Source organism: Sedimentibacter acidaminivorans, assembly GCF_017873955.1.
Classification (GTDB): domain Bacteria; phylum Bacillota; class Clostridia; order Tissierellales; family Sedimentibacteraceae; genus Sedimentibacter; species Sedimentibacter acidaminivorans.
On the sequence record NZ_JAGGKS010000007.1, the window covers coordinates 205,470 to 226,812 of the forward strand.

At 30.7% G+C, this 21,343-nt stretch carries 21 protein-coding genes, 1 riboswitch and 1 other annotated feature; of the genes, 9 read left to right on the plus strand and 12 right to left on the minus strand.

What is annotated here, in order from left to right:
* Nucleotides 1-28: 28 nt before the first annotated feature.
* Nucleotides 29-181, minus strand: coding sequence for a hypothetical protein (locus tag J2Z76_RS12345; RefSeq protein ID WP_209512365.1), 153 nt, complete (start codon nt 179-181; stop codon nt 29-31).
* Between the two features lie 399 nt (nt 182-580).
* On the minus strand, nt 581-2,038 hold the full coding sequence (locus tag J2Z76_RS12350) for an NCS2 family permease (RefSeq protein ID WP_209512366.1): 1,458 nt from the start codon (nt 2,036-2,038) through the stop codon (nt 581-583).
* 159 nt (nt 2,039-2,197) lie between these two features.
* A riboswitch (purine riboswitch) is annotated at nt 2,198-2,299 on the minus strand.
* A 222-nt stretch (nt 2,300-2,521) separates the two neighbouring features.
* Here J2Z76_RS12350 and J2Z76_RS12355 point away from each other — a divergent pair.
* The 3 genes from J2Z76_RS12355 to J2Z76_RS12365 are packed head-to-tail and all read left to right on the plus strand — an operon-like array spanning nt 2,522 to nt 5,359.
* Entirely contained in the window at nt 2,522-3,565 is a 1,044-nt protein-coding gene (locus tag J2Z76_RS12355; protein WP_209512367.1) for a TRAP transporter substrate-binding protein, read from the plus strand.
* A 40-nt stretch (nt 3,566-3,605) separates the two neighbouring features.
* Entirely contained in the window at nt 3,606-4,097 is a 492-nt protein-coding gene (locus J2Z76_RS12360) for a TRAP transporter small permease (protein WP_209512368.1), read from the plus strand.
* Nucleotides 4,097-5,359, plus strand: a complete 1,263-nt coding sequence (locus J2Z76_RS12365) for a TRAP transporter large permease (protein ID WP_209512369.1) — start codon at nt 4,097-4,099, stop codon at nt 5,357-5,359. The genes J2Z76_RS12360 and J2Z76_RS12365 overlap by 1 nt, the downstream gene beginning before the upstream one ends.
* A 54-nt stretch (nt 5,360-5,413) precedes the next feature.
* On the opposite strand, the gene J2Z76_RS12370 is transcribed toward J2Z76_RS12365, so the two are convergent.
* Nucleotides 5,414-6,097 (minus strand): FadR/GntR family transcriptional regulator, encoded by a 684-nt coding sequence (locus J2Z76_RS12370; protein WP_209512370.1) that lies wholly within the window; start codon nt 6,095-6,097, stop codon nt 5,414-5,416.
* Nucleotides 6,098-6,389: 292 nt separating this feature from the next.
* On the opposite strand from J2Z76_RS12370, the gene ilvD reads away from it, so the two are divergent.
* A complete protein-coding gene (gene ilvD / locus J2Z76_RS12375) occupies nt 6,390-8,057 on the plus strand; it encodes a dihydroxy-acid dehydratase (RefSeq protein WP_209512371.1) in 1,668 nt (555 codons plus the stop codon).
* A 91-nt stretch (nt 8,058-8,148) separates the two neighbouring features.
* Here ilvD and J2Z76_RS12380 read toward each other — a convergent pair whose 3' ends face one another.
* Nucleotides 8,149-8,988 carry a CAP domain-containing protein gene (locus tag J2Z76_RS12380; protein WP_209512372.1) on the minus strand — a complete coding sequence of 280 codons (840 nt, stop codon included), beginning with the start codon at nt 8,986-8,988 and terminating at the stop codon, nt 8,149-8,151.
* Between the two features lie 331 nt (nt 8,989-9,319).
* Nucleotides 9,320-9,525: a binding site (T-box leader), on the plus strand.
* Between the two features lie 55 nt (nt 9,526-9,580).
* On the opposite strand from J2Z76_RS12380, the gene tyrS reads away from it, so the two are divergent.
* The 3 genes from tyrS to J2Z76_RS12395 all read left to right on the plus strand — a co-directional run bounded on the left by tyrS (nt 9,581) and on the right by J2Z76_RS12395 (nt 13,733).
* Complete coding sequence (gene tyrS, locus J2Z76_RS12385; RefSeq protein WP_209512373.1) at nt 9,581-10,813, plus strand: tyrosine--tRNA ligase; 1,233 nt, start codon at nt 9,581-9,583, stop codon at nt 10,811-10,813.
* Nucleotides 10,814-10,989: 176 nt separating this feature from the next.
* Nucleotides 10,990-12,381 carry a TldD/PmbA family protein gene (locus J2Z76_RS12390; protein ID WP_209512374.1) on the plus strand — a complete coding sequence of 464 codons (1,392 nt, stop codon included), beginning with the start codon at nt 10,990-10,992 and terminating at the stop codon, nt 12,379-12,381.
* A gap of 5 nt (nt 12,382-12,386) precedes the next feature.
* Nucleotides 12,387-13,733, plus strand: coding sequence for a TldD/PmbA family protein (locus J2Z76_RS12395; RefSeq protein WP_245210452.1), 1,347 nt, complete (start codon nt 12,387-12,389; stop codon nt 13,731-13,733).
* A 77-nt stretch (nt 13,734-13,810) separates the two neighbouring features.
* Here the strand turns inward: J2Z76_RS12395 and J2Z76_RS12400 are convergent, their stop codons facing one another.
* Nucleotides 13,811-14,008, minus strand: coding sequence for a DUF378 domain-containing protein (locus J2Z76_RS12400; RefSeq protein WP_209512376.1), 198 nt, complete (start codon nt 14,006-14,008; stop codon nt 13,811-13,813).
* A 231-nt stretch (nt 14,009-14,239) separates the two neighbouring features.
* On the opposite strand from J2Z76_RS12400, the gene J2Z76_RS12405 reads away from it, so the two are divergent.
* Nucleotides 14,240-14,512, plus strand: a complete 273-nt coding sequence (locus J2Z76_RS12405) for a hypothetical protein (RefSeq protein ID WP_209512417.1) — start codon at nt 14,240-14,242, stop codon at nt 14,510-14,512.
* A 49-nt stretch (nt 14,513-14,561) separates the two neighbouring features.
* On the opposite strand, the gene J2Z76_RS12410 is transcribed toward J2Z76_RS12405, so the two are convergent.
* The 3 genes from J2Z76_RS12410 to ilvB are packed head-to-tail and all read right to left on the minus strand — an operon-like array spanning nt 14,562 to nt 16,986.
* Nucleotides 14,562-14,840, minus strand: a complete 279-nt coding sequence (locus J2Z76_RS12410) for a hypothetical protein (protein ID WP_209512377.1) — start codon at nt 14,838-14,840, stop codon at nt 14,562-14,564.
* Nucleotides 14,841-14,855: 15 nt separating this feature from the next.
* Nucleotides 14,856-15,341 carry an acetolactate synthase small subunit gene (ilvN, locus tag J2Z76_RS12415; RefSeq protein WP_209512378.1) on the minus strand — a complete coding sequence of 162 codons (486 nt, stop codon included), beginning with the start codon at nt 15,339-15,341 and terminating at the stop codon, nt 14,856-14,858.
* On the minus strand, nt 15,334-16,986 hold the full coding sequence (gene ilvB / locus J2Z76_RS12420; RefSeq protein ID WP_209512379.1) for a biosynthetic-type acetolactate synthase large subunit: 1,653 nt from the start codon (nt 16,984-16,986) through the stop codon (nt 15,334-15,336). The genes ilvN and ilvB overlap by 8 nt, the downstream gene beginning before the upstream one ends.
* An 826-nt stretch (nt 16,987-17,812) precedes the next feature.
* Between ilvB and J2Z76_RS12425 the strand changes: the two genes are divergently transcribed.
* Nucleotides 17,813-18,490 carry a Crp/Fnr family transcriptional regulator gene (locus J2Z76_RS12425; RefSeq protein ID WP_209512380.1) on the plus strand — a complete coding sequence of 226 codons (678 nt, stop codon included), beginning with the start codon at nt 17,813-17,815 and terminating at the stop codon, nt 18,488-18,490.
* Between the two features lie 17 nt (nt 18,491-18,507).
* Here J2Z76_RS12425 and J2Z76_RS12430 read toward each other — a convergent pair whose 3' ends face one another.
* Genes J2Z76_RS12430 through J2Z76_RS12445 form a run of 4 tightly spaced genes read right to left on the minus strand, consistent with a single transcriptional unit; the run spans nt 18,508 to nt 21,197 of the window.
* Entirely contained in the window at nt 18,508-19,182 is a 675-nt protein-coding gene (locus tag J2Z76_RS12430) for an ABC transporter ATP-binding protein (protein WP_209512381.1), read from the minus strand.
* On the minus strand, nt 19,175-19,927 hold the full coding sequence (locus J2Z76_RS12435; protein WP_209512382.1) for an ABC transporter permease: 753 nt from the start codon (nt 19,925-19,927) through the stop codon (nt 19,175-19,177). The genes J2Z76_RS12430 and J2Z76_RS12435 overlap by 8 nt, the downstream gene beginning before the upstream one ends.
* Entirely contained in the window at nt 19,902-20,930 is a 1,029-nt protein-coding gene (locus J2Z76_RS12440) for an ABC transporter substrate-binding protein (RefSeq protein ID WP_209512383.1), read from the minus strand. The genes J2Z76_RS12435 and J2Z76_RS12440 overlap by 26 nt, the downstream gene beginning before the upstream one ends.
* A gap of 15 nt (nt 20,931-20,945) precedes the next feature.
* Nucleotides 20,946-21,197, minus strand: a complete 252-nt coding sequence (locus J2Z76_RS12445; RefSeq protein WP_209512384.1) for a TM1266 family iron-only hydrogenase system putative regulator — start codon at nt 21,195-21,197, stop codon at nt 20,946-20,948.
* Nucleotides 21,198-21,343 lie beyond the last annotated feature (146 nt).

Below are 21,343 nucleotides of genomic sequence, written 5' to 3' on the forward strand. Positions count from 1 at the left end.
CTTCCTTTTAAATTCTATTTTTCATTTTTTAATCTTCCTCTTGTTTTAATCCTCTTTCGTGAAGTTCGCATTCTTTTTGGCTGCATTTGTTGTCAACGTTGTAAATACATGTAATAGTACCACATCTTCTAAAATTCATTTTTGCAACTACATCCTTGATATCTTTCACTATCATACCCATATCGTTACCTCCGTTTTTTATATTATGATATGATTATACAACATAAAATGCAAGTTGTAAATAGAAAAATGCAAAAATAATAAAAAAATATTGAAATAATTATATAAATTACGATAAAATGCAACAAAAGATTAAACATATTCATAAAACTACAACGCACTGAATATGCATCTAAATATAAAAATATTATAAATGCAAGTTTTTGTACAAATGAATCAATTAAATATATTGAAGACAATTTAATATAAAAAAAATAGAAGGGTTATCAGAAAAAGTAATTCTATATTTGATAATTCCTTCTATTTATTAGTATTACATTGTAGTATTTAGAATGAGGATTGAAAATACTTTAAATAATAATTCTTTCTATTTTATGATATTATTAAGTGACGTAATTTATTATATAATAGCAAGTACAATAAAATTTACTAAAAACAAAATAGTTGATATAAGTAGTATAGGGTGAATTTCATTAAATTTACCTTTGCATATTTTAACTATGCAATAAAATATGAAACCAGCAGCTATACCATATGATATGCTGTAACAAAAAGCCATGAATACTGCTGCAAAGAATGCTGGTATTGCTTCTTCTAGATTATCCCAATCAATGTTTTTAAATGAAGACATCATCATGATACCAACAACTATTAATACTGGAGATGTTGCAGCAGATGGTATCAAGCCAGCTATAGGGGCTAGCAAAATACATGCTAAAAACAATAATGCTGTAACTACACTAGTTAATCCAGTTCTACCACCAGCTCCTATACCAGCTGCGCTTTCTACATATGTAGTAGTATTTGAAGTACCAAGGATAGCACCAACTGATGTTGCAATTGCATCAGCAAACAAAGCTTTATCCATTTTAGATTTGAAACCTGTACTTGTTTCAAGTGATTTTTGATCTTCTTCACTAAATATTCCACTTCTTCGACCTGTACCTATAAATGTTCCAATAGTATCAAAAGTATCTGATAAACTAAAAGCAAATATAGTCATAATAACAAGTGGTATACGTGAAGCATCTGAAAATAATGACATTAAACCTTCTTTTCCAAAAGCTGCCCCAAAAGTAACTCCTAGTTCTGAAAATGCAGAACTCATACTCACTGAATTAATGCTTGCAGATGAAAAATCAACAACTCCCATAGGGATGCCAACTAAGGTTGTTGCAATAATACTAATTAGTATTGCCCCTTTTGTGTTTAAAATTAATAAAATAATTGTAATAACGAGACCAATTAGTGCTAGTTGAGTTGCAGGGTTTGTAAAATCAACTATTGCAGGAATAATTCCACCGTTTGTTACTACAGAAAAAACTCCACTAAATGTTCCATCAGGAGTAAATGCTTGACCATTAACTGAAAGAATGTTTGCGCCTTCGGAAGTAAATTCTATGAAATTTGCACCTTTTACTCCTATATATGCTATGAAAATTCCTATTCCCCCACCGATAGCATTTTGTATACTTATAGGGATTGCTTTAATTATACTTTTACGTATTTTAGTAACGGTTATTGTAATGTTTACTAAACCACAAATAAATACTAATGCTAGTGCTTGTTGCCAAGTAAAACCAAGGGCAAAACATACAGTGTAAGTAAAAAAAGCATTAAGTCCCATACCTGGTGCTTGGGCATATGGTACATTTGCAAATAATCCCATTATTAAAGTTCCTATTACTGCTGCAAATATTGTTGCTAGAAAGACAGCCTGTGAAGGCATTCCAGTTGCTGCTAATATTGCGGGGTTAACAAAAATAATGTATGACATGGCAAAAAATGTAGTAAAACCAGCCATAATTTCTGTAGAAACATTAGTTCCACTTTCTTTTAATTTAAAAAACTTTTCCATTGATTCCTCCTGTGTAAAAAAATTAAATATGCTCATAACAAATATTAACTATTAATGTCTATCATTTCTATAATATATATATAATATTCAATTACATATTTAAATTTATAAAATACTAAAAAAGCGAATAGTTAAAAACCATTCGCATCATATATAATAAAAACAAAAAACAACTTCAATAGTCAAACAATTTACGGTTGTTTGGTAGAAACTTTGGAACCTTATCTTCCATATTATATTGATGCATTAATATTTAATTTTGACATCTGTATTATAACTTAAAAGATATACTAAGGCAATAGGTTTTTAAGATTAAATTAGATATAAAATAGATATAAAAATAGAATTGACAAAGGACATCGTACATAATATAATAACATCATACAACAACGGTTCAACGTTTACACAAAAGCTATAGTTAAATATATTATATTATACCTAGGTATAATGTATAATATAAAAATCAATAAGGGGAGAAATAAAATGATGAAATTTAATAAAATTGCCAGCATAGTTTTGGTGTTGATAATGGTAGTTAGCTTAGCTGCTTGCTCTGATAATTCAGCTCCTAAAGCTACAGATGAAGGACCAAAAAGTGAAGTAACGAGTGAAACTCCAAAGGAAGCAGTGGTGATTAAGTTAGGAACAACTGTAAATGAACAGGATAGTTTTCAAATTGCTGCTGAAAAATTTGCAGACTTAGTAAAAGAACGTACAAATGGAGCATATACGATTGAAATTTATCCTAATGGATCATTGGGAGATGAAAGAACAATGCTTGAAAGTATGCAAATGGGTACATTGGATATGGGTATTATCACTAGTGGACCATTCTCTAATTTTGTTCCAGATATGGGTGTTTTAGATATGCCGTTTTTATTTTCTAGCAACGCAGATGTATATAAAGTTTTAGATGGTGAAGTTGGACAAGAACTTTTAGGTAAATTAGAAAGTGCTAATTTAAAAGGTTTAGCTTATGCTGAAAGAGGATTTCGTAATTTAACTAATAGCAAAAAAGAAATAAAAAGCGCAGAAGATACAAAAGATTTAAAAATACGTGTAATGGAAAATGAAGTTTACACTAAAACATTTAACTCGTTAGGAGTTAATGCTGTTCCTATGGCGTGGTCAGAGGCTTTAACAGCATTACAACAAGGAACAATAGATGGACAAGAAAATCCAGTAAATGTAATTTACTCATTTAAGCTTTGGGAATCTCAAAAATATGTAACTATGACTAGACATGCTTATGCCTCAGCAATAATTACAATGAGTTTAGATAAGTTTAATAAGTTACCAGAAGATGTACAAAAAGTATTTAAAGAATCAGCACAAGAGGCAGCAGAATTTGAAAGACAATGGGTTGCTGATAACGAAGAAAATCAAATGGATGAGTTAATTAATAATGGAATGGAAATTGTAACTGATCCAGATTTAGGTAGCTTTAAAGATGCTGTTCAAGTTGTTTATAGTGAGTATCCACAATACACAGATTATATTAATAGAATAACGGAAGCATTAAAATAAAATATTAGAATTGTTTTGCAATAGGAGAGGAGATAGTATTATGCTTTTAGCAAATTTAGTTCATAAGGCAAGTGATTTTGTAGATAAAATATGTTGCAAATTAATTATTACTATACTTGCAATGATGGTTTTAACAACTTCGTTACAAATAGTGTGTCGTGTTTTTTTTAGTGCACTATCATGGAGTGAAGAACTAACGAGATATCTATTGGTTTATTTAACATTTTTTGGTGCAAGTAGTGTTTATAAAAGAAATGGGCATATATCTGTACTTGTTATGCAGCAGCTATTATCTCCTAAACTCCAAAAATTCGCTTCAATATTTGTTATTATATTATGTGGTGCATTTTTTAGCATTGCTACTATGTATGGAATGAAGTACATGGGATTACAGGGTAGTCAGTTGTCTGCCGCCCTTCGTATACCAATGAAATATGTATATATGTCAATACCAATAGGGTTTTCGATTATGATATTACACTCTGTTGATAATGTTATTAACATATGTTTTGGAAAGGGGGATGAAAATTAATGACGGCTTTATTATTTCTTGTATTTTTAGGTTGCTTATTGTTAGGGGTACCTATTGCTTTTTCAGTTGCAGTTGCAGGGGTATCAGTTTTGATAAAAGGAGATGTAAATTTACTCATTGTAGTACAAAGAATGTTTGCATCTACTGATAGTTTTGCTCTTGTAGCAGTTCCTTTTTTTATTCTAGCAGGAGATTTGTTAGCAAGAGGTCAAATTTCACAAAAATTAGTTACATTTGCTGAATCAATGTTAGGTATGATAAGAGGCGGATTATCAATTGTTTCCGTGGTAGCAGGAATGTTCTTTGCAGCTATTTCAGGCTCTGGTGCAGCTACTACAGCTGCAGTTGGAGCTACAATGGTACCTGAACTTAGAAAGCGTGGCTATAATGAAAGCTCATCTATAGCGCTTATTGCAGCCGCTGGATGTATAGGAGTTGTTATACCTCCATCAGTCCCAATGGTTTTATATGCTGTTATAGCAGGTCAAAGTGTTACACAGTTATTTACTAATGGGTTTATGCCTGGTTTCTTTATGGGTGTTATATTGATTATAATTGCACTAGTCCAAGCCTTAAAATATAATTATCCTACAGGTTCCAAATTTGTACTAAAGAATGTTTGGAAAACATTTAAACAATCAATTTGGGGATTGCTAATGCCACTAATAATACTTGGCGGGATATTTTCTGGATACTTTACTCCATCAGAAGCAGCAGCCGTTGCGGTTGTATATGCTATAATAGTATCAACAATAATTTACAAAGATTTGACATTAAAGGAATTTACTAATATATTGCTAGGAAGTGCAAAGACATCTGCAGTTATAATGATTATAATTGCATGTAGTGGTATATTTGGATGGGTTCTCGCAAACTGGAAAATACCTGAACAAATAGCACAGGGAATTTTGACAATCTCTACTAATAAATATATACTTATGCTTTTGATTAGTACAATAATATTAATAGCTGGTGTATTTATGGAAACATCGTCAGCAGTTATTTTATTAACGCCAGTTTTTTTACCACTTATTAAATCCTTAGGTATTGACCTTGTACATTTTGGGATAATATTTGTTATTGGAATATCCATAGGTATGATTACCCCACCAGTAGCCATTAATTTATTTGTTGGATCAAGCATTACGGGTTTGCCAATAGAGAAAATTGCTAAGTCTGTGTTACCGTATTTGTTAGGATTAATAATAATATTCTTGTTATATGTATATTTGCCACTTTTATTTCCGTTTTTAATAATATAGAAGTGACGAAGCTTATAAAAAAAACACCCTAGCGGTGTTTTTTTATTTAACATTTTAGTCGTTCCTTGTTATTCCAAAGTCCTCCATAGCGTGTAGTATATGTAGTTTCATTGCAGTTCTGGCACCTTCAGCGTCTCTAGCTCTTAAATAATCCATTATAGATCTATGGTCAACTAAAGTATTATCATTAATTTTAGATTTCTCCTTTGATAATATGACACCTTTATAAATAGCTTGGTTTATTATTGGCATTAGTCTGTTGATGAATTCATTATGTGTTGCTTTTGATATAGAATTATGAAATATTTGCTCTTCTTCTACACGGTCTTCATAGTTAATAATTCTAGATTCATTCAGTTCACCATAATGTAATATTTTTTCTATTTCCTTGTCGGTGGCACGTTTTGCTGCATAATACGCTATTTCTGGTTCGAAAATAAGTCTTATTTCCATTAAATCTTTTAAATCGACTTTTGCATTTATAATTTGATCAAGATTGAAATTTTCATTTATATCATTATTATAAGTTACATATGTACCTTTTCCTCTTTTAATTTCAAGCACCTTATGAGTTATTAATATCCTTATTGCTTCTCTTAATGTAGTTCTGCTAACGTTTAATTCAGATGACAAATCGTTTTCGTTAGGCAATTTATCCCCAGGTAAATATCTCTTTTCTATAGTTATCATATCCAATATATCTTCAGCTGTTTGTTCAGATAGTCTTTTCTTTTGCAATGCAAATCATCCTCCTAAAAAAACGGTAAATTTTGATTACAATAATAATAACCTTTTAAATATTATAATACAAGTTTTATTTATTTTTTGCAGAGATAAAAGATATAGTTTTTTATATTGAGCGAAATGAAACTGACTCTTTATAAATACATTTTGTATGATATTAAAGCAATTATCAATTGACATAATACAACAAATGTAGTAATATGATGTCATAGCAATTTGTTATTTATGAACATTTATATGCTCTTGTTTTTTAGGAGGTATATTTATATAATAGGAGGAGAATTATATGAGAAGTAATTCAGTAACAAAAGGGGTACAGCAAGCACCGCACCGCTCACTATTTAATGCTTTGGGATATACGAAGGAAGAATTGAACAAACCATTAATAGGAATAGTTAGCTCTCAAAACGAAATAGTACCAGGACATATGAATTTGGATAAAATCGTTGATGCTGTAAAAATGGGAGTTGCTATGGCAGGAGGAACACCTGTTGTGTTTCCGGCAATAGCTGTATGTGATGGTATAGCTATGGGACATCAAGGGATGAAATATTCTCTTGTTACCAGAGATTTAATAGCAGATTCCACAGAAGCGATGGCAATGGCACATTGTTTTGATGCACTTGTAATGGTTCCTAACTGCGATAAAAATGTACCAGGGCTACTAATGGCAGCTGCTAGAATAAATATTCCTACGATATTTGTTAGTGGTGGTCCGATGTTAGCGGGAAAAATGAAAGGTAAAAGAACTTGTTTATCAGATATGTTTGAAGCAGTAGGAGCTTATAATGCAGGTAAAATATCTATAGATGAAGTTGAAGAATATGAGAATAAAGCGTGCCCAACCTGTGGTTCTTGTTCAGGAATGTATACAGCAAATAGCATGAATTGCCTAACGGAAGCACTTGGAATGGGGTTGAAAGGAAATGGTACAATCCCGGCAGTATATTCAGAAAGAATAAAACTTGCAAAGCATGCAGGAATGAAAATAATGGAATTATTAGAAAAAGATATTAAACCAAGAGATATAATGACAGAAGATGCATTTATGAATGCTTTGGCAATAGACATGGCATTAGGCTGCAGTACAAATAGCATGCTTCACTTACCAGCAATAGCATATGAATCCGGAGTTGATTTGAATTTAGATATAGCAAATGATATTAGTGCAAAAACACCAAATTTATGTCATCTTGCGCCCGCAGGAAACACATTTATGGAAGATTTAGATGATGCAGGTGGTGTATATGCAGTTATGAGTGAATTAAACAAAAAAGGTTTAATTAAAACAGACTTAATTACATGTACAGGGCTTACAGTTGGAGAAAATATCAGTGGATGTGTAAATAAGGATGCAGAAGTAATAAGACCAATTGAAAATCCGTATAGTCAAACAGGTGGTATAGCAGTATTAAAAGGAAATCTTGCACCTGATTCATGCGTAGTTAAACGTTCAGCGGTTTCACCTGAAATGATGATACATGAAGGACCAGCAAGAGTGTTTGATTGTGAAGAAGATGCTATTAATGCAATAAATTCTGGTAAAATAGTTTCTGGAGATGTTGTAGTTATAAGATATGAAGGACCAAAAGGCGGACCGGGAATGAGAGAAATGTTAAATCCAACATCAGCTATAATGGGTATGGGTCTTGGTAACAGCGTTGCTCTTATAACAGACGGAAGATTTTCAGGTGCTACAAGAGGTGCATCTATAGGACATGTTTCACCAGAAGCAGCAGTTGGTGGAAATATTGCTTTAGTAGAAGAAGGCGATATAATCAAAATAGATATTATGGCAAATAAAATAGATTTTGTTGTATCTGATGAAGAATTAAACAAAAGAAGAGAAAACTGGAAACCAAGACAGCCTAAAATTACAACAGGGTATTTGGCTAGATATGCAGCTATGGTTACATCAGGTAACAGAGGTGCTATTTTAGAAGTAAAAAAATAGTATTATAAATTTAACTAGATAAAATTGAAATGATAAAATATTAAAAAACAGACTGCTTAATAAAATAAGCAATCTGTTTTTTAAATACATATTATTTTGTAAACATTTGTGTCCAGTAAGGTGTTCCTTTTGAATTAACAGCATATCCTACTCCAATTTTAGAAAAATTAGATGAAAGAATATTTGCTCTATGTCCTTCTGAATTCATCCAAGCAGTTACTACTGATTCGGGAGATCTTTGACCTGATGCTATATTTTCTCCCCATGCTGACCATTTAATTCCAAATTGTTTAAGCATGTCTCCTGCACTACCATATGTAGGGGATTGGTGTGCAAAATAATTATTATCAGCCATATCCTGTGATTTTGTTCTAGCTACATTAGAAATTGATGTATCTAGTGTAAGAGCGGATAAACCAGCTTTTTGTCTTTCAATATTAACAAGTTCAACAACTTTTTGCTCATAGTTTAAATTTGACGAAGAAACTGTTGTATTGCTTGTTGTATCTTTTTCTGTTGTGGTATTTGTATTTTCATTTTTAACTGGTGTAGTTACCTCTGGTTTAGTTACTTCTGGCTTAGTAACTTCCGGTTTTGTAACTTTTGGTTCTTTAACTTCAGGTGCTGTTGTAACTGTATCTTTATTTTTTTGTAATATCGATTTCCAGTTTACAGACTTCCAGTTTTTTGTATTGCAGTCTAATGACTTTAAGTTTATTGAATTTAAGTCTATTGACTTTCCATTTACCTTTAATTTGCTTAATACTTTTGTACTATCGCTATTAGTGTAGAAATTGCTGTAGTAATTTTTAGCCATACTATTGAAATCAAAACATGCTTTTGTTGTATTTGCTTGTTCCGAAGCAAATGCTGATGTAGATGATAAGGCTAGTACTGCTGATAATGCTAATGCCATTGCTTTCTTTTTCATAAAATCACTCCTATATAGTTTGTAGTTTTAGAGGTATTATTTCCTTAAAATACCATTAAAATTATTGAACTTGTTATTGAGTTTTTTCGTCATAAGGTATTATAGCACTAACATACCCCTAGAGAAACCATCAATTACTTCTTAAAATGACAAATGTGTCAATAATATTACATATTATTGTAAAAAAATAAACGGTTTACAATATTCTTAACATTAACTTAAAAATTTATATACAACAGGTTAATATTTGAGGGTTTTATTTAATAAATCCTTGACAACTATTGAAATATGTATTATCATTCCATTAATAAATGTAATAATTGTATATAATTAGCTAACAGAGAAAGAAACTAGTAGCATACCTGGTTACAATATAGAGAGTGAGTCGGTAGGTGCAAGACTTATAGAACAGGCAATGTGAAATACGATTCTGGAGTTACTATGGGAAACCATAGCGGTATGTCTGAACGTTAAATCAGATAGAGGCACTTTTAAGGTGTAAATTGAGGTGGTACCACGGGTTTTCTCGTCCTTTTAGGAGAGATAGCCTTTTTTTGTTTATTATGTATTAGAACTAAAGGAGCGAATTATAATGGAAAAAGAAAATGTTTATGATGTATTAAAAGAAAGAGGATATTTACAGCAATGTACTCATGATGATGAAGTACGTGAGCTATTAGGGAAGGAATCGGTAACATTCTATATAGGTTTTGATCCTACTGCAGATAGCCTTCATATAGGACATTATATACAAATAATGGTTATGTCTATTATGCAACAGTATGGGCATAGACCTATAGCACTCATAGGTGGCGGAACAACTATGATAGGTGATCCAAGTGATAGAACAGGTATGCGTTCTATTATGACACAAGAAATTATTTCACAAAATGGAGAAAACTTTAAAAAGGTATTTCAAAAATTCTTGGATTTTTCAGATGACAAGGCTATTATGGCAAACAATGCAGACTGGCTCTTGCCTCTTAATTTTTTAGATTTCATGAGAGATGTTGGAGTTCATTTTTCAGTAAATAAAATGCTTACTGCAGATTGCTATAAAAATAGAATGGAAAAAGGACTTACATTTTTTGAATTTGGATACATGCTTATGCAATCTTACGATTTTTATGTTTTACATCAAAAATATGGTTGTAAGATGCAGTTTGGTGGCAATGACCAATGGTCAAATATAATAGGCGGAATTGAATTAACAAGAAGAAAAGATGGTGAACAAGTGTATGGAATGACATTTTCATTGCTTACTAATAGTGAGGGAAAGAAAATGGGAAAAACTGAAAAGGGTGCTTTGTGGCTTGATAGAAACAAAACAACACCATATGACTTTTATCAGTATTGGAGAAATATTGATGATGCAGATGTGGAAAAATGCTTAGCACTTCTAACCTTTATTCCAATGGACGAAGTTAGACGATTAGGAGCATTAGAAGGCTCTGAAATAAATAAAGCCAAAGAAATACTTGCATTTGAAGTTACAAAGCTAATTCATTCAGAAGAAGATGCTATAAATGCGCAAAATGCGGCAAGAGCGTTGTTCAGTGGTGGAGCAGATTCTGAAAATATTCCTACCTCAGAACTCACAAAAGAAGAGCTAGGTGAAGGAATGACAGTTATTGATTTAATGGTTAAAGCTAAATTAATAAAGTCTAAAAGTGAAGGTAGAAGGCTTATAGAGCAATCAGGGGTAAGTGTTAATGATAGTATTGTAAGTGATATTGGTGCGATAGTATTAGAAAAAGATTTTACGGATAATAAATTAATGATTAAAAAAGGTAAGAAGGTTTATCATAGAGTTAAATTAGTATAATTTATTTATGGACAGTCAATTAATTTGGCTGTCTTTTTGCATCTCTGGTTTTATGAAGATGTTAATTAGAAAGTTTTGTAATATTATAAATACAATTTTTAAAATAAATAAAAAATTGTTAATACTTTAAGAAATTTATGGTAAAATATATATAACAAATAAAGGAGTGTGATTAAATGTTAAACAAGCAATTAATAGAAGATACACTTACCGCTGCTTTGTCTACTGGTGGTGATTTTGCTGAGATATATGTTGAAGACAGAACAAATAATGGTATTGTAATGATTGGTGGCAAAGTTGAGAGCACTATGTCAGGTAGGGATTATGGTGTTGGTATAAGAATATTTAAAGGTTTTAACAGTATTTATGCTTATACAAATAAATCAGATAGGGAAACATTAATTTCTACAGCAAGGAGAGCAGCTGCTGCTGTAGAAGGGAATAATGGTGATATTTCAATAAATCTGACGAAATCTGACGTAAGAAATATAAGTTCAGTACAAATTGATCCTAATTCAGTAGAAAAAACAAGAAAGGTTCTATTGATGCGTCAAGCCTATAACACAGCATCAAACTATGATAAATTAATAACTCAAGTTACAGTAAATTATACAGATTATGTTCAAGATATAATGGTAGCTAATTCAGAGGGATTATGGAAACAAGACAGACGTGTACGTTCTCGTCTAGGAATTTCATCTATTGCATCAAAAGATGGAGAAATGCAATCTGGATTTTTTGGTCCAGGTGCTAGTATGGGATATGAGTTCTTTGAAAATTTAGATATAGATAAATATGCTAAAGAAGCATCTCGTATTGCTGTAACTATGGTTAATGCAAAATATAGCCCTAGTGGGAAAATGCCTGTTATTATAGACAATGGTTTTGGTGGTGTAATATTCCATGAAGCATGTGGTCACGGATTAGAAGCAACATCTGTAGCAAAAGGATTATCAGTTTATTCAGGTAAAATTGGTCATCAAGTTGCATCAAAACTTGTAACTGCGATTGATGATGGAACTATTCCTAATGAATGGGGAACTATAAACATAGATGATGAGGGAACAAAATCTCAAAGAAATGTATTAATTGAGAATGGTATTCTAAAAGGGTATATGATAGATAAATTAAATTCTAGAAGAATGAAAATGGATATAACTGGCTCAGGAAGAAGACAGTCATATAGATATGCTCCAACTTCTCGTATGACAAATACATTTATTGATAAGGGTATGTCCACTCCTGAAGAAATTATAGCAAATACGGAAAAAGGACTTTATGCTAAATATATGGGTGGAGGTTCTGTTAATCCAAGCACAGGTGAATTTAACTTTGCTGTAATGGAAGGATATATAGTGGAAAATGGTAAAATTAAAGAGCCAGTAAGAGGTGGAACTTTAATTGGTAAGGGAATGGATGTATTAAATAAAATAGATATGGTTGGAAATAATTTATCATATGGACAGGGGATGTGTGGTTCTGTAAGTGGTAGTATACCAACTAATGTAGGTCAGCCTATGATTAGAGTTTCTGAAATAACAGTAGGTGGAAGGGAAGGTGAGAAGTAGTGGATATGAAAAGTATGGTAGATAAGCTATTTGCAGAGGGTAAAAAGCATGGGATGGAAGAGATGGAAGTTTACTATGGCGGTGGAAATAGCTTAACTTTAAAAGTATTTGAAAAAGAGCTTGATGGTTATAGCTTGTCTGAAGTAGAAGGTTTGTCATTTAGGGGAATATATAACGGAAAAATGGGGTACTCATATACTGAAAAGGTAGACGAAACTTCAATCGAGCTGTTAGTTAAAGGGGCTATAGAAAATGCAAAGGTAATTGATTCTGATGATGAAGAATTAATATATGAAGGCTCTAAGGAATATAATGAAGTTAACAATTTTAATGAAGCTTTGAAAGATGTCAAAGAAGAAGATAAAATAAAATTTGTAAAGGAATTAGAGTCTGAATGTTTAAAAATAGATAAAAGAATTGTTTCTGTTGAAACCTGTGTATATGGGGATGGATACGGTGAAACAGTAATGTCTAATACAAAGGGACTATATCTACAGGAAAAAAGCAATATAGCATATACATATGTCGTAGTTATTGCAAAAGAGTCAGAACATATAAAAACAGGATTTTCTTATAGAACTGGAAATGATTTCAGTAAATTTAATGCAAAAGAAATAGCAGAAGAGGCAGTAAAAGAAGCATTGTCACATCTTGGAGCATCTTCTATAAAATCTGGAGATTATTCTATAGTACTTAGAAACAATGCATCAGCTGATATGTTAGAATCATTTGCAGGTATATTTTCTGCAGAAAATGTTCAAAAAGATTTATCATTATTAAAAGGAAAGTTAAATGAAAAAATAGGTAGTGATAAATTTACTTTAATTGATGATCCTTTTATGGAGGGAGGACTTTCTTCTAAATCATTTGATGGCGAAGGTGTCGCATGTAAATTTAAAAAAGTTATTGACAAAGGTACATTGAAAACTTATCTTCATAATTTGAAAACAGCTAAAAAAGATGGAGTTGAAACAACAGGTAATGCAAGTAAATCTTCTTACAAATCTCCTATAGATATATCACCTACGAACTTTTATATAGATAAAGGTAATAAATCATTTGATGAAATTATTTCGTCAATAGACAGGGGAATATTAATTACAGAACTTCAAGGGTTACACTCTGGATTGAACACTATTTCAGGAGATTTTTCTTTAGCTGCCCTTGGATTTGAAATAGAAAATGGTAAAATTAAAAGACCTGTTGAACAAATAACTGTAGCAGGAAATTATTTTGATATGATTAAAGATATAGAAGAAGTGGGAACTGACTTGAAATTCGGTCTCCCAGGGGATGCATATATAGGTTCACCATCACTTAAAATTAAAAAGCTTTCTATATCGGGAGAATAATATTAAATAATATAAAAAAAGATAATCCACATAGAGATTATCTTTTTTTTACAATTAATTATTATAGTATCAGTCTACTAGTCTACTCTTTCATGTTCGTTAAACAATAAAGTTATGCAGTATAAACCTGCTAAACCAACAAGTCCATAAACTATTCGACTGAAAATTGCAGTTTGACCTCCGAATATAGAAGCAACTAAGTCAAACTGAAATAATGCGATTAAACCCCAGTTTAAGGCTCCTATAATAACCAATACTAAAGCAAATTTATCCATAATTAATTATCCTCCTTAAATTTAAGTACAATCTTATTATTTCATTAATTTGTTATAGTATACATTTATTAAAAAAAAATTTATTAAATAGCTTGAATTAATCGTCGCCCTTGTTTATGGTCAATCTTTGCGGTTGGATTAATGTTAAATTAAATCATTTCTCATTAACATATATAGTTAATTTGAATATAATGAATAAAAAATGCTTTATTATTATTAGAGGAGGTAATTATGGATAACAATTGTAATTGTCAACCTATTGAATCTGAAATGGTTGATGTAAAAAATGAAATAAATGAACAATCTACTAAGGGAGCAGTTAAATCGCAATGTAGGCGTCATGGTTGTGGGGATGTGGCAGGAATAGGTGGAATAGATTCTTCACTACTATTTTTCTTTTTAATTTTAGTTTGTATTGTATGTCAATGTGATATTGGCATAGAAATGGATACATTGCTTTGGTTCTTCCTACTATTAGTAGTATTGTACCAGTATTATTTATAGTAATGAAAAACAGAGATAGTTGACATAAAATATCAGCTATCTCTGTTTTTTATTTTTTGTTTTTTTCATTGTCGATTAATTCTATTTCCAATTTGTCAAAGTCAATATCATCTATGAAATCATCTTCATAGAATGTAACATATTTAAATTCTGAAAATTCAATACGATGTTTTTCAAGCCATAGAGGAACACTTAAGTCAAACTTTTGGCAGATTTCTTTTAAGCATTTGTCTCTTTTTTCGGAAAAAGAAATATCCTCATTGTTTTTTACTGTTATAGATGAAATTATTTTGTTATGTTTTATTTTTTTAGCCCAAAGTTTATACATTTATTTCTCCTTTTATTATCCTCTTTCTAATGCAGTAGGACCAGTGCGTGTCATTTCAACAATACCATATGGAGTAAGAAGATGCAAGAAACTATTGTTTTTATCTTCAGATCCTGTAACTACAATAATCATATTTTTTGAACTGACATCAACTATATTTGCATCAAATATATCAACTATTTGTATAATTTCAGATCTTTTTGCACCTACAGAATTTACCTTGATCATCATAAGTTCAAATTGTACAGAAGTATTTTCTGTTAAAATATTTATTTTTATTACATTTATTAATTTGTGAAGTTGTTTTGTTATTTGTTCTATAATATAACTGTCTCCTGTTACAGCAACTGTTATTCTGGATATATTTGGGTCTTGGGTTTCTGCAACATTTAGACTATCAATATTGTAACCACGTCTAGTGAATAACCCTGATACCTTGCTTAGTGTACCTGAATAGTTTTCTACTAGTATGGATAATATTAACTTTTTATCTTTACTCATGTTTTCTACCTCCTAAACGAGGAACTGATGATATTTCTGGGTCAATTATACATTCAAGAATAAAAGGTTCATTATCCTTAAACATTTCAGTTATAGCATCATCTACCTCTTCATCAGTTGATATTTTAATTCCCTTTATATTATATGCATCTGCAAGTTTCATAAAATCAGGGCTGAAACCAAGTGTTATTCCAAAATAGGAATTTTCATTATAAGTATTTTTTTGTAATTCTCTAACCATTCCTAAATAACCATTATTAAAGATTATAAATTTAACTCCTGCATTTTGTTCTCTTGCAATAGCTAAATCACTCATTAGCATTTGGAATCCACCATCACCCATTGATGCTACAACTTTAGTGTTGGGAAGTGCTATTTTAGCACCTATAGAGGCTGGTAAGCTATAACCCATTGTTCCAAGGCCTCCAGAAGTGAAAAATCTTTTACTACCACTTACAGTGAAACTATGAGCTGCCCATATTTGATTTATCCCTACATCACTAACCCATATTCCATCATTACCCATAAACTGAGATATTTTATTTATTAATTTCTTTGGATTAAGAGGTGTATCATGAGCAAATAATTTTTCCATATAGTTTTTTCTTTTTTGCTGTAATTCTGATAACCACGATTTTGTATTTAGTTCATAGTCATAATCTAACAAATCGTTTAAGATATCCTTGGCATTGCCTACTATAGGAATTTTAGTTTCAATATTTTTTCCAATTTCAGCAGGGTCAATATCTATATGTATTACATTTCTAGTTAGACTGCTTTTGTGTATCATTGAAGTTGACCTATCAGCAAATCTAGCACCGATAACTATTAATAAATCTGATTCATTCATAGACTTGTTAACAAAGTTATATCCATGGGAACCAAGTAAGCCTGCAAAATAAGGATTGTCATTTGGAAATGCATCTACACCCATCAATGAACATACAACGGGAATTTTAGATTTTTCTACAAACTTTATTAGAGCATCATTAGCTTCTGCAGCTCTTATTCCACCGCCAGCACATATAACTGGTCTTTGTGATTTGTTTATTAAATCAACAGCTCTTTTCACTTGTCTGGTGTTTCCGCTTAATGTAGGTTTATAACCTCTTATGTTGATTTCGGAAGGGTATTCAAAATCTATGTATGTATCCTGTATATCTCTAGGTATATCAATTAAAACAGGACCTTTTCTTCCGGTTGAAGCAATATAAAAAGCTTCCTTAAAAATTCGAGGAATTTCTTTTGCATTTTTTACCAAATAGCTATTTTTAGTAAATGATTCAGTGGCCCCAATTATATCAGCTTCTTGAAACATATCTCTACCTATGCTTGTTGAATCAACCTGTCCTGTTATTGCTATAAGTGGAATGGAATCCATATATGCTGTTGCTATACCGGTTATTAAGTTCGTTGAACCTGGACCGGAAGTAGCTAAGCAAACACCTACGTTGTTCAAAGCTCTACCATATCCACTTGCCATATGTGCGGCCGACTGCTCTTGCCTAACTAACACATGCTTGATATTTGAACTGCGGAGGGCTTCATATAGAGGAAGGACGGCTCCACCAGGGTACCCAAATATCACATTTGTATTTTCTGCTTCTAAGCATTTAATAATTGCTTCTGCTGCTTTTATTCTCATATAAAAACCTCTCTTTCGTATAAAATATAATTAAATAAAAAAAAGCAGATGTTCTCGTTACAAAAAACGAGAATACCCGCGGTACCACCTTAATTCCATATAGGCTCTTAATAAATAACGGTTTATCCGTTTAACTCTACTACAACTTCAAGTCAAAAGCTCAAAAGCAAAATATTTCAGCGATAATTTTGCTCTCTACAAGGTATATATAAATACTCTCTTTCATTGCCTCAATATATAATTATCATCTATAATAATCAAATAAGGCATAAAAGTCAATAATTATTTTTCAGAGATTAGGGGACGGTTCTTTTTGTTTGAGATAAATCTCAAACAAAAAGAACCGTCCCCTAATCTCCATTAATCTCTATGAAAAAGCTGGTACAACTTCAAATCCTTTTTTAAAGAAACTATTAGAATAATCTATTTTAGCACCTTTTATAGCACCTTCTAAATCTTCTGAAACAATTATGTCCATACCTTCTACATTGTAAATTTTTTCATTTTCATTTTGTTTCTCCGAAACAATACCAAGAGTGGCACCACATCATGAATAACCAGTTATCTTTAGTTTTATAGGCATATTTTTTTCTTTGTATTCCATTAATTTCTCTTTTGCTAGTTCAGTTAAATTGAAATTCATTTTTCTTTCCTCCTTTTTTTCTCTTATTATTGTAGGCTTATTATATAAAATAAATACATACCATTCAGTGACATTGTCACCAAAATAATATTTTGTATTTTTAAAAAAATATAGTTTTATGTTATAATTATATATGATATCATAACATATGTTTATAATAAACATTTTTTTATGGAGGACTACATGATTAATAATAAGGATATAGATTTTATTAGTAATAAATTAGAATTTTGGAATAGTTTGACTATTACAGAAAAAAAACAAATAATCAGTAAGTCTCAATTAATTTCTTATACTAAAGGAAAAAGTGTATATGATGGCCTAGATGATTGCAGAGGACTAATAATTGTAAAAAATGGACAGTTGAGAACTTATATTTTATCAGATAATGGTAAGGAGGTTACGTTATATAGGTTGTTTCATGATGAAATATGTATAATGTCTGCGTCATGTGCTTTAAATAATATGAATTTTGATTTATATATAGAAGCAGAAAAGGATAGCGAAATCATACTTATACCAACAGATATTTATTCTGAAATTAGTAAGAATAATATTGAGGTGCAAAAATTCACCAATAAGGTAACACTAACAAGATTTTCTGATGTCATGTGGATTATGGAGCAAATATTATTTATGAGTTTTGATAAAAGATTAGCTATGTTTTTGCTAGATCAATCATCAATAGAGAAATCGGATACTATATATATGACACATGAAGATATAGCAAAACATATGGGTAGTGCTAGAGAGGTTGTTAGCCGAATGCTCAAATATTTTCAAAATGAAGGTTATGTAAAAACAGAAAGAGGAAGCATCATTTTGAAAAATAAAAAGAAGCTTCAGTCAATAACATTTTAATTATTAAAGTTTTCATATTAATATGTTAATAGGATTTTTTTAATATCATCAAAATTTGAATAAGTTTGTTTATTTATTGTTTTAATAATTTCGGCAGGACGGTTTTTTATAATAAATATGGTGTCAGACAATAATATGGCTTCATCAATATCATGAGTTATAAAAATAACAGTACGATTGCTTTCCTGCCACAATTTTTGGAAAGATAGTATCATTTCCTGCTTTAACTTCATGTCAAGGCCTTTAAAGGGTTCATCCATTATTAAAATATCAGATGGATATGCAAATGCTCTTGCAAGGGAAACTCTTTGAGCCATACCACCACTAAGCGTTTTAGGTTTATAATCTTTATATTCTCTAAGTTCTACCATGTCAATATAACTGCTAATAATCTTTTTTCTTTCTTTTAAATCATATAAATCTTTTAAAACAAAGTCAATATTATCATACACACTATACCATTCCAGAAGTCTAGGTTCTTGAAATACATAAGAGTATAAAGAATTTTCTATACCTGATATACTTCCTGATTCTACAGATACTAATTTTGCAACAATGTTTGCAATTGTAGTTTTGCCTACACCTGAAGGACCAAATAAACATGATATCTCATTTTTTTTAAAACCTATATTAAAATCCTTTAATAATTGCAAATCATCAAAATTTTTTGATATGTTTTTTAACTCAATCATCATAACCACCCAATTTAAAAATTGTTTTTAAAAATTTTTCAAACATAAAACTTAACATAACTATTATTATAGTCCATGCAAATAAATCAGGTATTTCTAAATATACTTTAGAGTCATATAGAAATCTTCCAATAGAATATTTAGGTAAACTAAGTACTTCAGCAGCAGAAGTAACTTTCCAACCTATTCCTAGAGCTGAAATCATACCTGCTTTAATATAAGGAAGAGCTGAATAAAAGTAAACAGATTTTATAATTCTAAATTTATTAATATTATACAATTTACACATCTCAAGAAGTTTTGTATCAGCATTTTTAATTCCCATGACAGTATTAGTCCATACTATAGGGAAACACATTAAAAATGCTACAAAAATAGGAACATTTGTATCTTTAAACCACATTAAAGCGATAATAATTATAGACATTACAGGAACAGTTCTCATAATATTTATTAAAGGGTTAAATAAATCATATAGAAATCGGCTTATTCCGCAAAAATATCCAAATAAAATACCTAAAAAACATGATAGAATAAACCCGAAAACAGTTCTATAGGAGCTAAATAATATAGTTGTATAAGTTTCCTGTAAGAATAATAACTTGTAAAGGGCCTTTAAGGTTGAATAGGGAGAAGGGAGATAAATTTCCCTATTAATAATAAGCGAAATTATCCCCCAAATTGAAATCCAAAATAGTATTATAAAGATTTTTTTTAATTTACTCTGAATAGTAGAAACCCTCATCCGGTAAATTACCTCCCACAGAAGCTGGATTTGAATCAAATAATATTTTATAAAAACTGTTTATGCTTTCTTTTGCATCATTTGCAAATTTATAAGTTATGCCACAATAAGGTATTGCCTTTTCAACAAGGGCTGCACTTGGCATGATTTCATTTTTTTCAACTAAAACTGATGCATCGGATGGATTTTCATTTACCCAGTTCACTGAAGTTTCATATTGCTTTAAAAACTCTGCTACGAATTCTTTGTTATTTGCTGCAAATTCTTTGTTAACTATTATACAACCAGTATAAATTTCACTTTCTCCATTTGTAGCATCTTCCCATTCTTTATTTAAATCAATTAACATATTGACATCAGCATTTTTCATCATAACTTGTGTAACGAAAGGTTGTGGTAAAAGGGCAATTTTTGTGTCAGTAGCTATTACACTTTGAGCTAAAGTAGGGTGGTCTAATGAATAATCAAGTTCAACTTTTCCATCAAGTTCATTTTGTTTTAACAAATAATTCATTATAAAATCAGGAGTCGAACCTTTTGCACTCATACCAAGAGTTTTACCTTCAAGGTCTTTCATAGAAGAAACTTCATCAGTACCTACTATGAATATATTGCCTACAGTATTTAGTGCCATTATTTGAACAGCGCCACCTGTTTTGTTGTATAAAACAGAAGCAAGATTAATAGGTACAGAAGAAATTTGAATTTCTCCACTTATTATTTTCCCTGTCAATGCATCAGGAGCACTTTCTGCTATATATTCTACCTTATATTCATCACTATTTAATGCTTTTTCATCAATCATTTTTATCATTCCTATTGATGTAGGACCATTCAATCCTGCAATAGTAACATTGATTGGTTCATTAGGTTGTGTTGGTTCTTCTGGTTGAACAGTTTCAGTTGGTGTATTTTCTTCAGGAGCTTTTTCTTCTGTTTGAGTACAACCAACAAGTACACTTAATATTAATACAATTACTAATAATAAACTAATTTTTTTCAATTTTTTACCCTCCATTTAATAATTTTTTTTTGATAAAGCACTTTTTACACTTAACCCATGAATTTTACCGAGCTTTCCAGTAAGAGCACCAATTTCATCATTAGTTCCATCAACAATTATTGAGATTACATTTATTCCTTTTTCCTTATAAGGAACTCCCATTCTACCAATGATAATATTACCATATTGATGTAAAATATCATTAACTTCATTAATATGGGATACATCTTCAATTACTATGCCGATGACACCGATTCTTTTATCCATTTTAACCTCCTTACTATTATGGCAAATAAAAATCCTTGTAAGCAAATGCAAACAAGGAATGTAATTTTAGAACATATTAGAATACTCTCCTTCCTTGCCCTTAGAAAAATCCTTAAGCTTAGATTTGATATTAATTTAACATATTT

What these genes read in the sequence shown, in the direction of transcription:
- tyrS (WP_209512373.1), top strand. Translation starts at nt 9,581, where the DNA reads ATGGAAAAAGAAAATGTTTATGATGTATTAAAAGAAAGAGGATATTTA.
- J2Z76_RS12430 (WP_209512381.1), bottom strand. Translation starts at nt 19,182, where the DNA reads ATGATTGAGTTAAAAAACATATCAAAAAATTTTGATGATTTGCAATTA.
- ilvB (WP_209512379.1), bottom strand. Translation starts at nt 16,986, where the DNA reads ATGAGAATAAAAGCAGCAGAAGCAATTATTAAATGCTTAGAAGCAGAA.
- J2Z76_RS12360 (WP_209512368.1), top strand. Translation starts at nt 3,606, where the DNA reads ATGCTTTTAGCAAATTTAGTTCATAAGGCAAGTGATTTTGTAGATAAA.
- J2Z76_RS12435 (WP_209512382.1), bottom strand. Translation starts at nt 19,927, where the DNA reads ATGAGGGTTTCTACTATTCAGAGTAAATTAAAAAAAATCTTTATAATA.
- ilvD (WP_209512371.1), top strand. Translation starts at nt 6,390, where the DNA reads ATGAGAAGTAATTCAGTAACAAAAGGGGTACAGCAAGCACCGCACCGC.
- J2Z76_RS12410 (WP_209512377.1), bottom strand. Translation starts at nt 14,840, where the DNA reads ATGTATAAACTTTGGGCTAAAAAAATAAAACATAACAAAATAATTTCA.
- J2Z76_RS12390 (WP_209512374.1), top strand. Translation starts at nt 10,990, where the DNA reads ATGTTAAACAAGCAATTAATAGAAGATACACTTACCGCTGCTTTGTCT.
- J2Z76_RS12425 (WP_209512380.1), top strand. Translation starts at nt 17,813, where the DNA reads ATGATTAATAATAAGGATATAGATTTTATTAGTAATAAATTAGAATTT.
- ilvN (WP_209512378.1), bottom strand. Translation starts at nt 15,341, where the DNA reads ATGAGTAAAGATAAAAAGTTAATATTATCCATACTAGTAGAAAACTAT.
- J2Z76_RS12400 (WP_209512376.1), bottom strand. Translation starts at nt 14,008, where the DNA reads ATGGATAAATTTGCTTTAGTATTGGTTATTATAGGAGCCTTAAACTGG.
- J2Z76_RS12380 (WP_209512372.1), bottom strand. Translation starts at nt 8,988, where the DNA reads ATGAAAAAGAAAGCAATGGCATTAGCATTATCAGCAGTACTAGCCTTA.
- J2Z76_RS12405 (WP_209512417.1), top strand. Translation starts at nt 14,240, where the DNA reads ATGGATAACAATTGTAATTGTCAACCTATTGAATCTGAAATGGTTGAT.
- J2Z76_RS12345 (WP_209512365.1), bottom strand. Translation starts at nt 181, where the DNA reads ATGGGTATGATAGTGAAAGATATCAAGGATGTAGTTGCAAAAATGAAT.
- J2Z76_RS12355 (WP_209512367.1), top strand. Translation starts at nt 2,522, where the DNA reads ATGATGAAATTTAATAAAATTGCCAGCATAGTTTTGGTGTTGATAATG.
- J2Z76_RS12445 (WP_209512384.1), bottom strand. Translation starts at nt 21,197, where the DNA reads ATGGATAAAAGAATCGGTGTCATCGGCATAGTAATTGAAGATGTATCC.
- J2Z76_RS12365 (WP_209512369.1), top strand. Translation starts at nt 4,097, where the DNA reads ATGACGGCTTTATTATTTCTTGTATTTTTAGGTTGCTTATTGTTAGGG.
- J2Z76_RS12395 (WP_245210452.1), top strand. Translation starts at nt 12,387, where the DNA reads ATGAAAAGTATGGTAGATAAGCTATTTGCAGAGGGTAAAAAGCATGGG.
- J2Z76_RS12350 (WP_209512366.1), bottom strand. Translation starts at nt 2,038, where the DNA reads ATGGAAAAGTTTTTTAAATTAAAAGAAAGTGGAACTAATGTTTCTACA.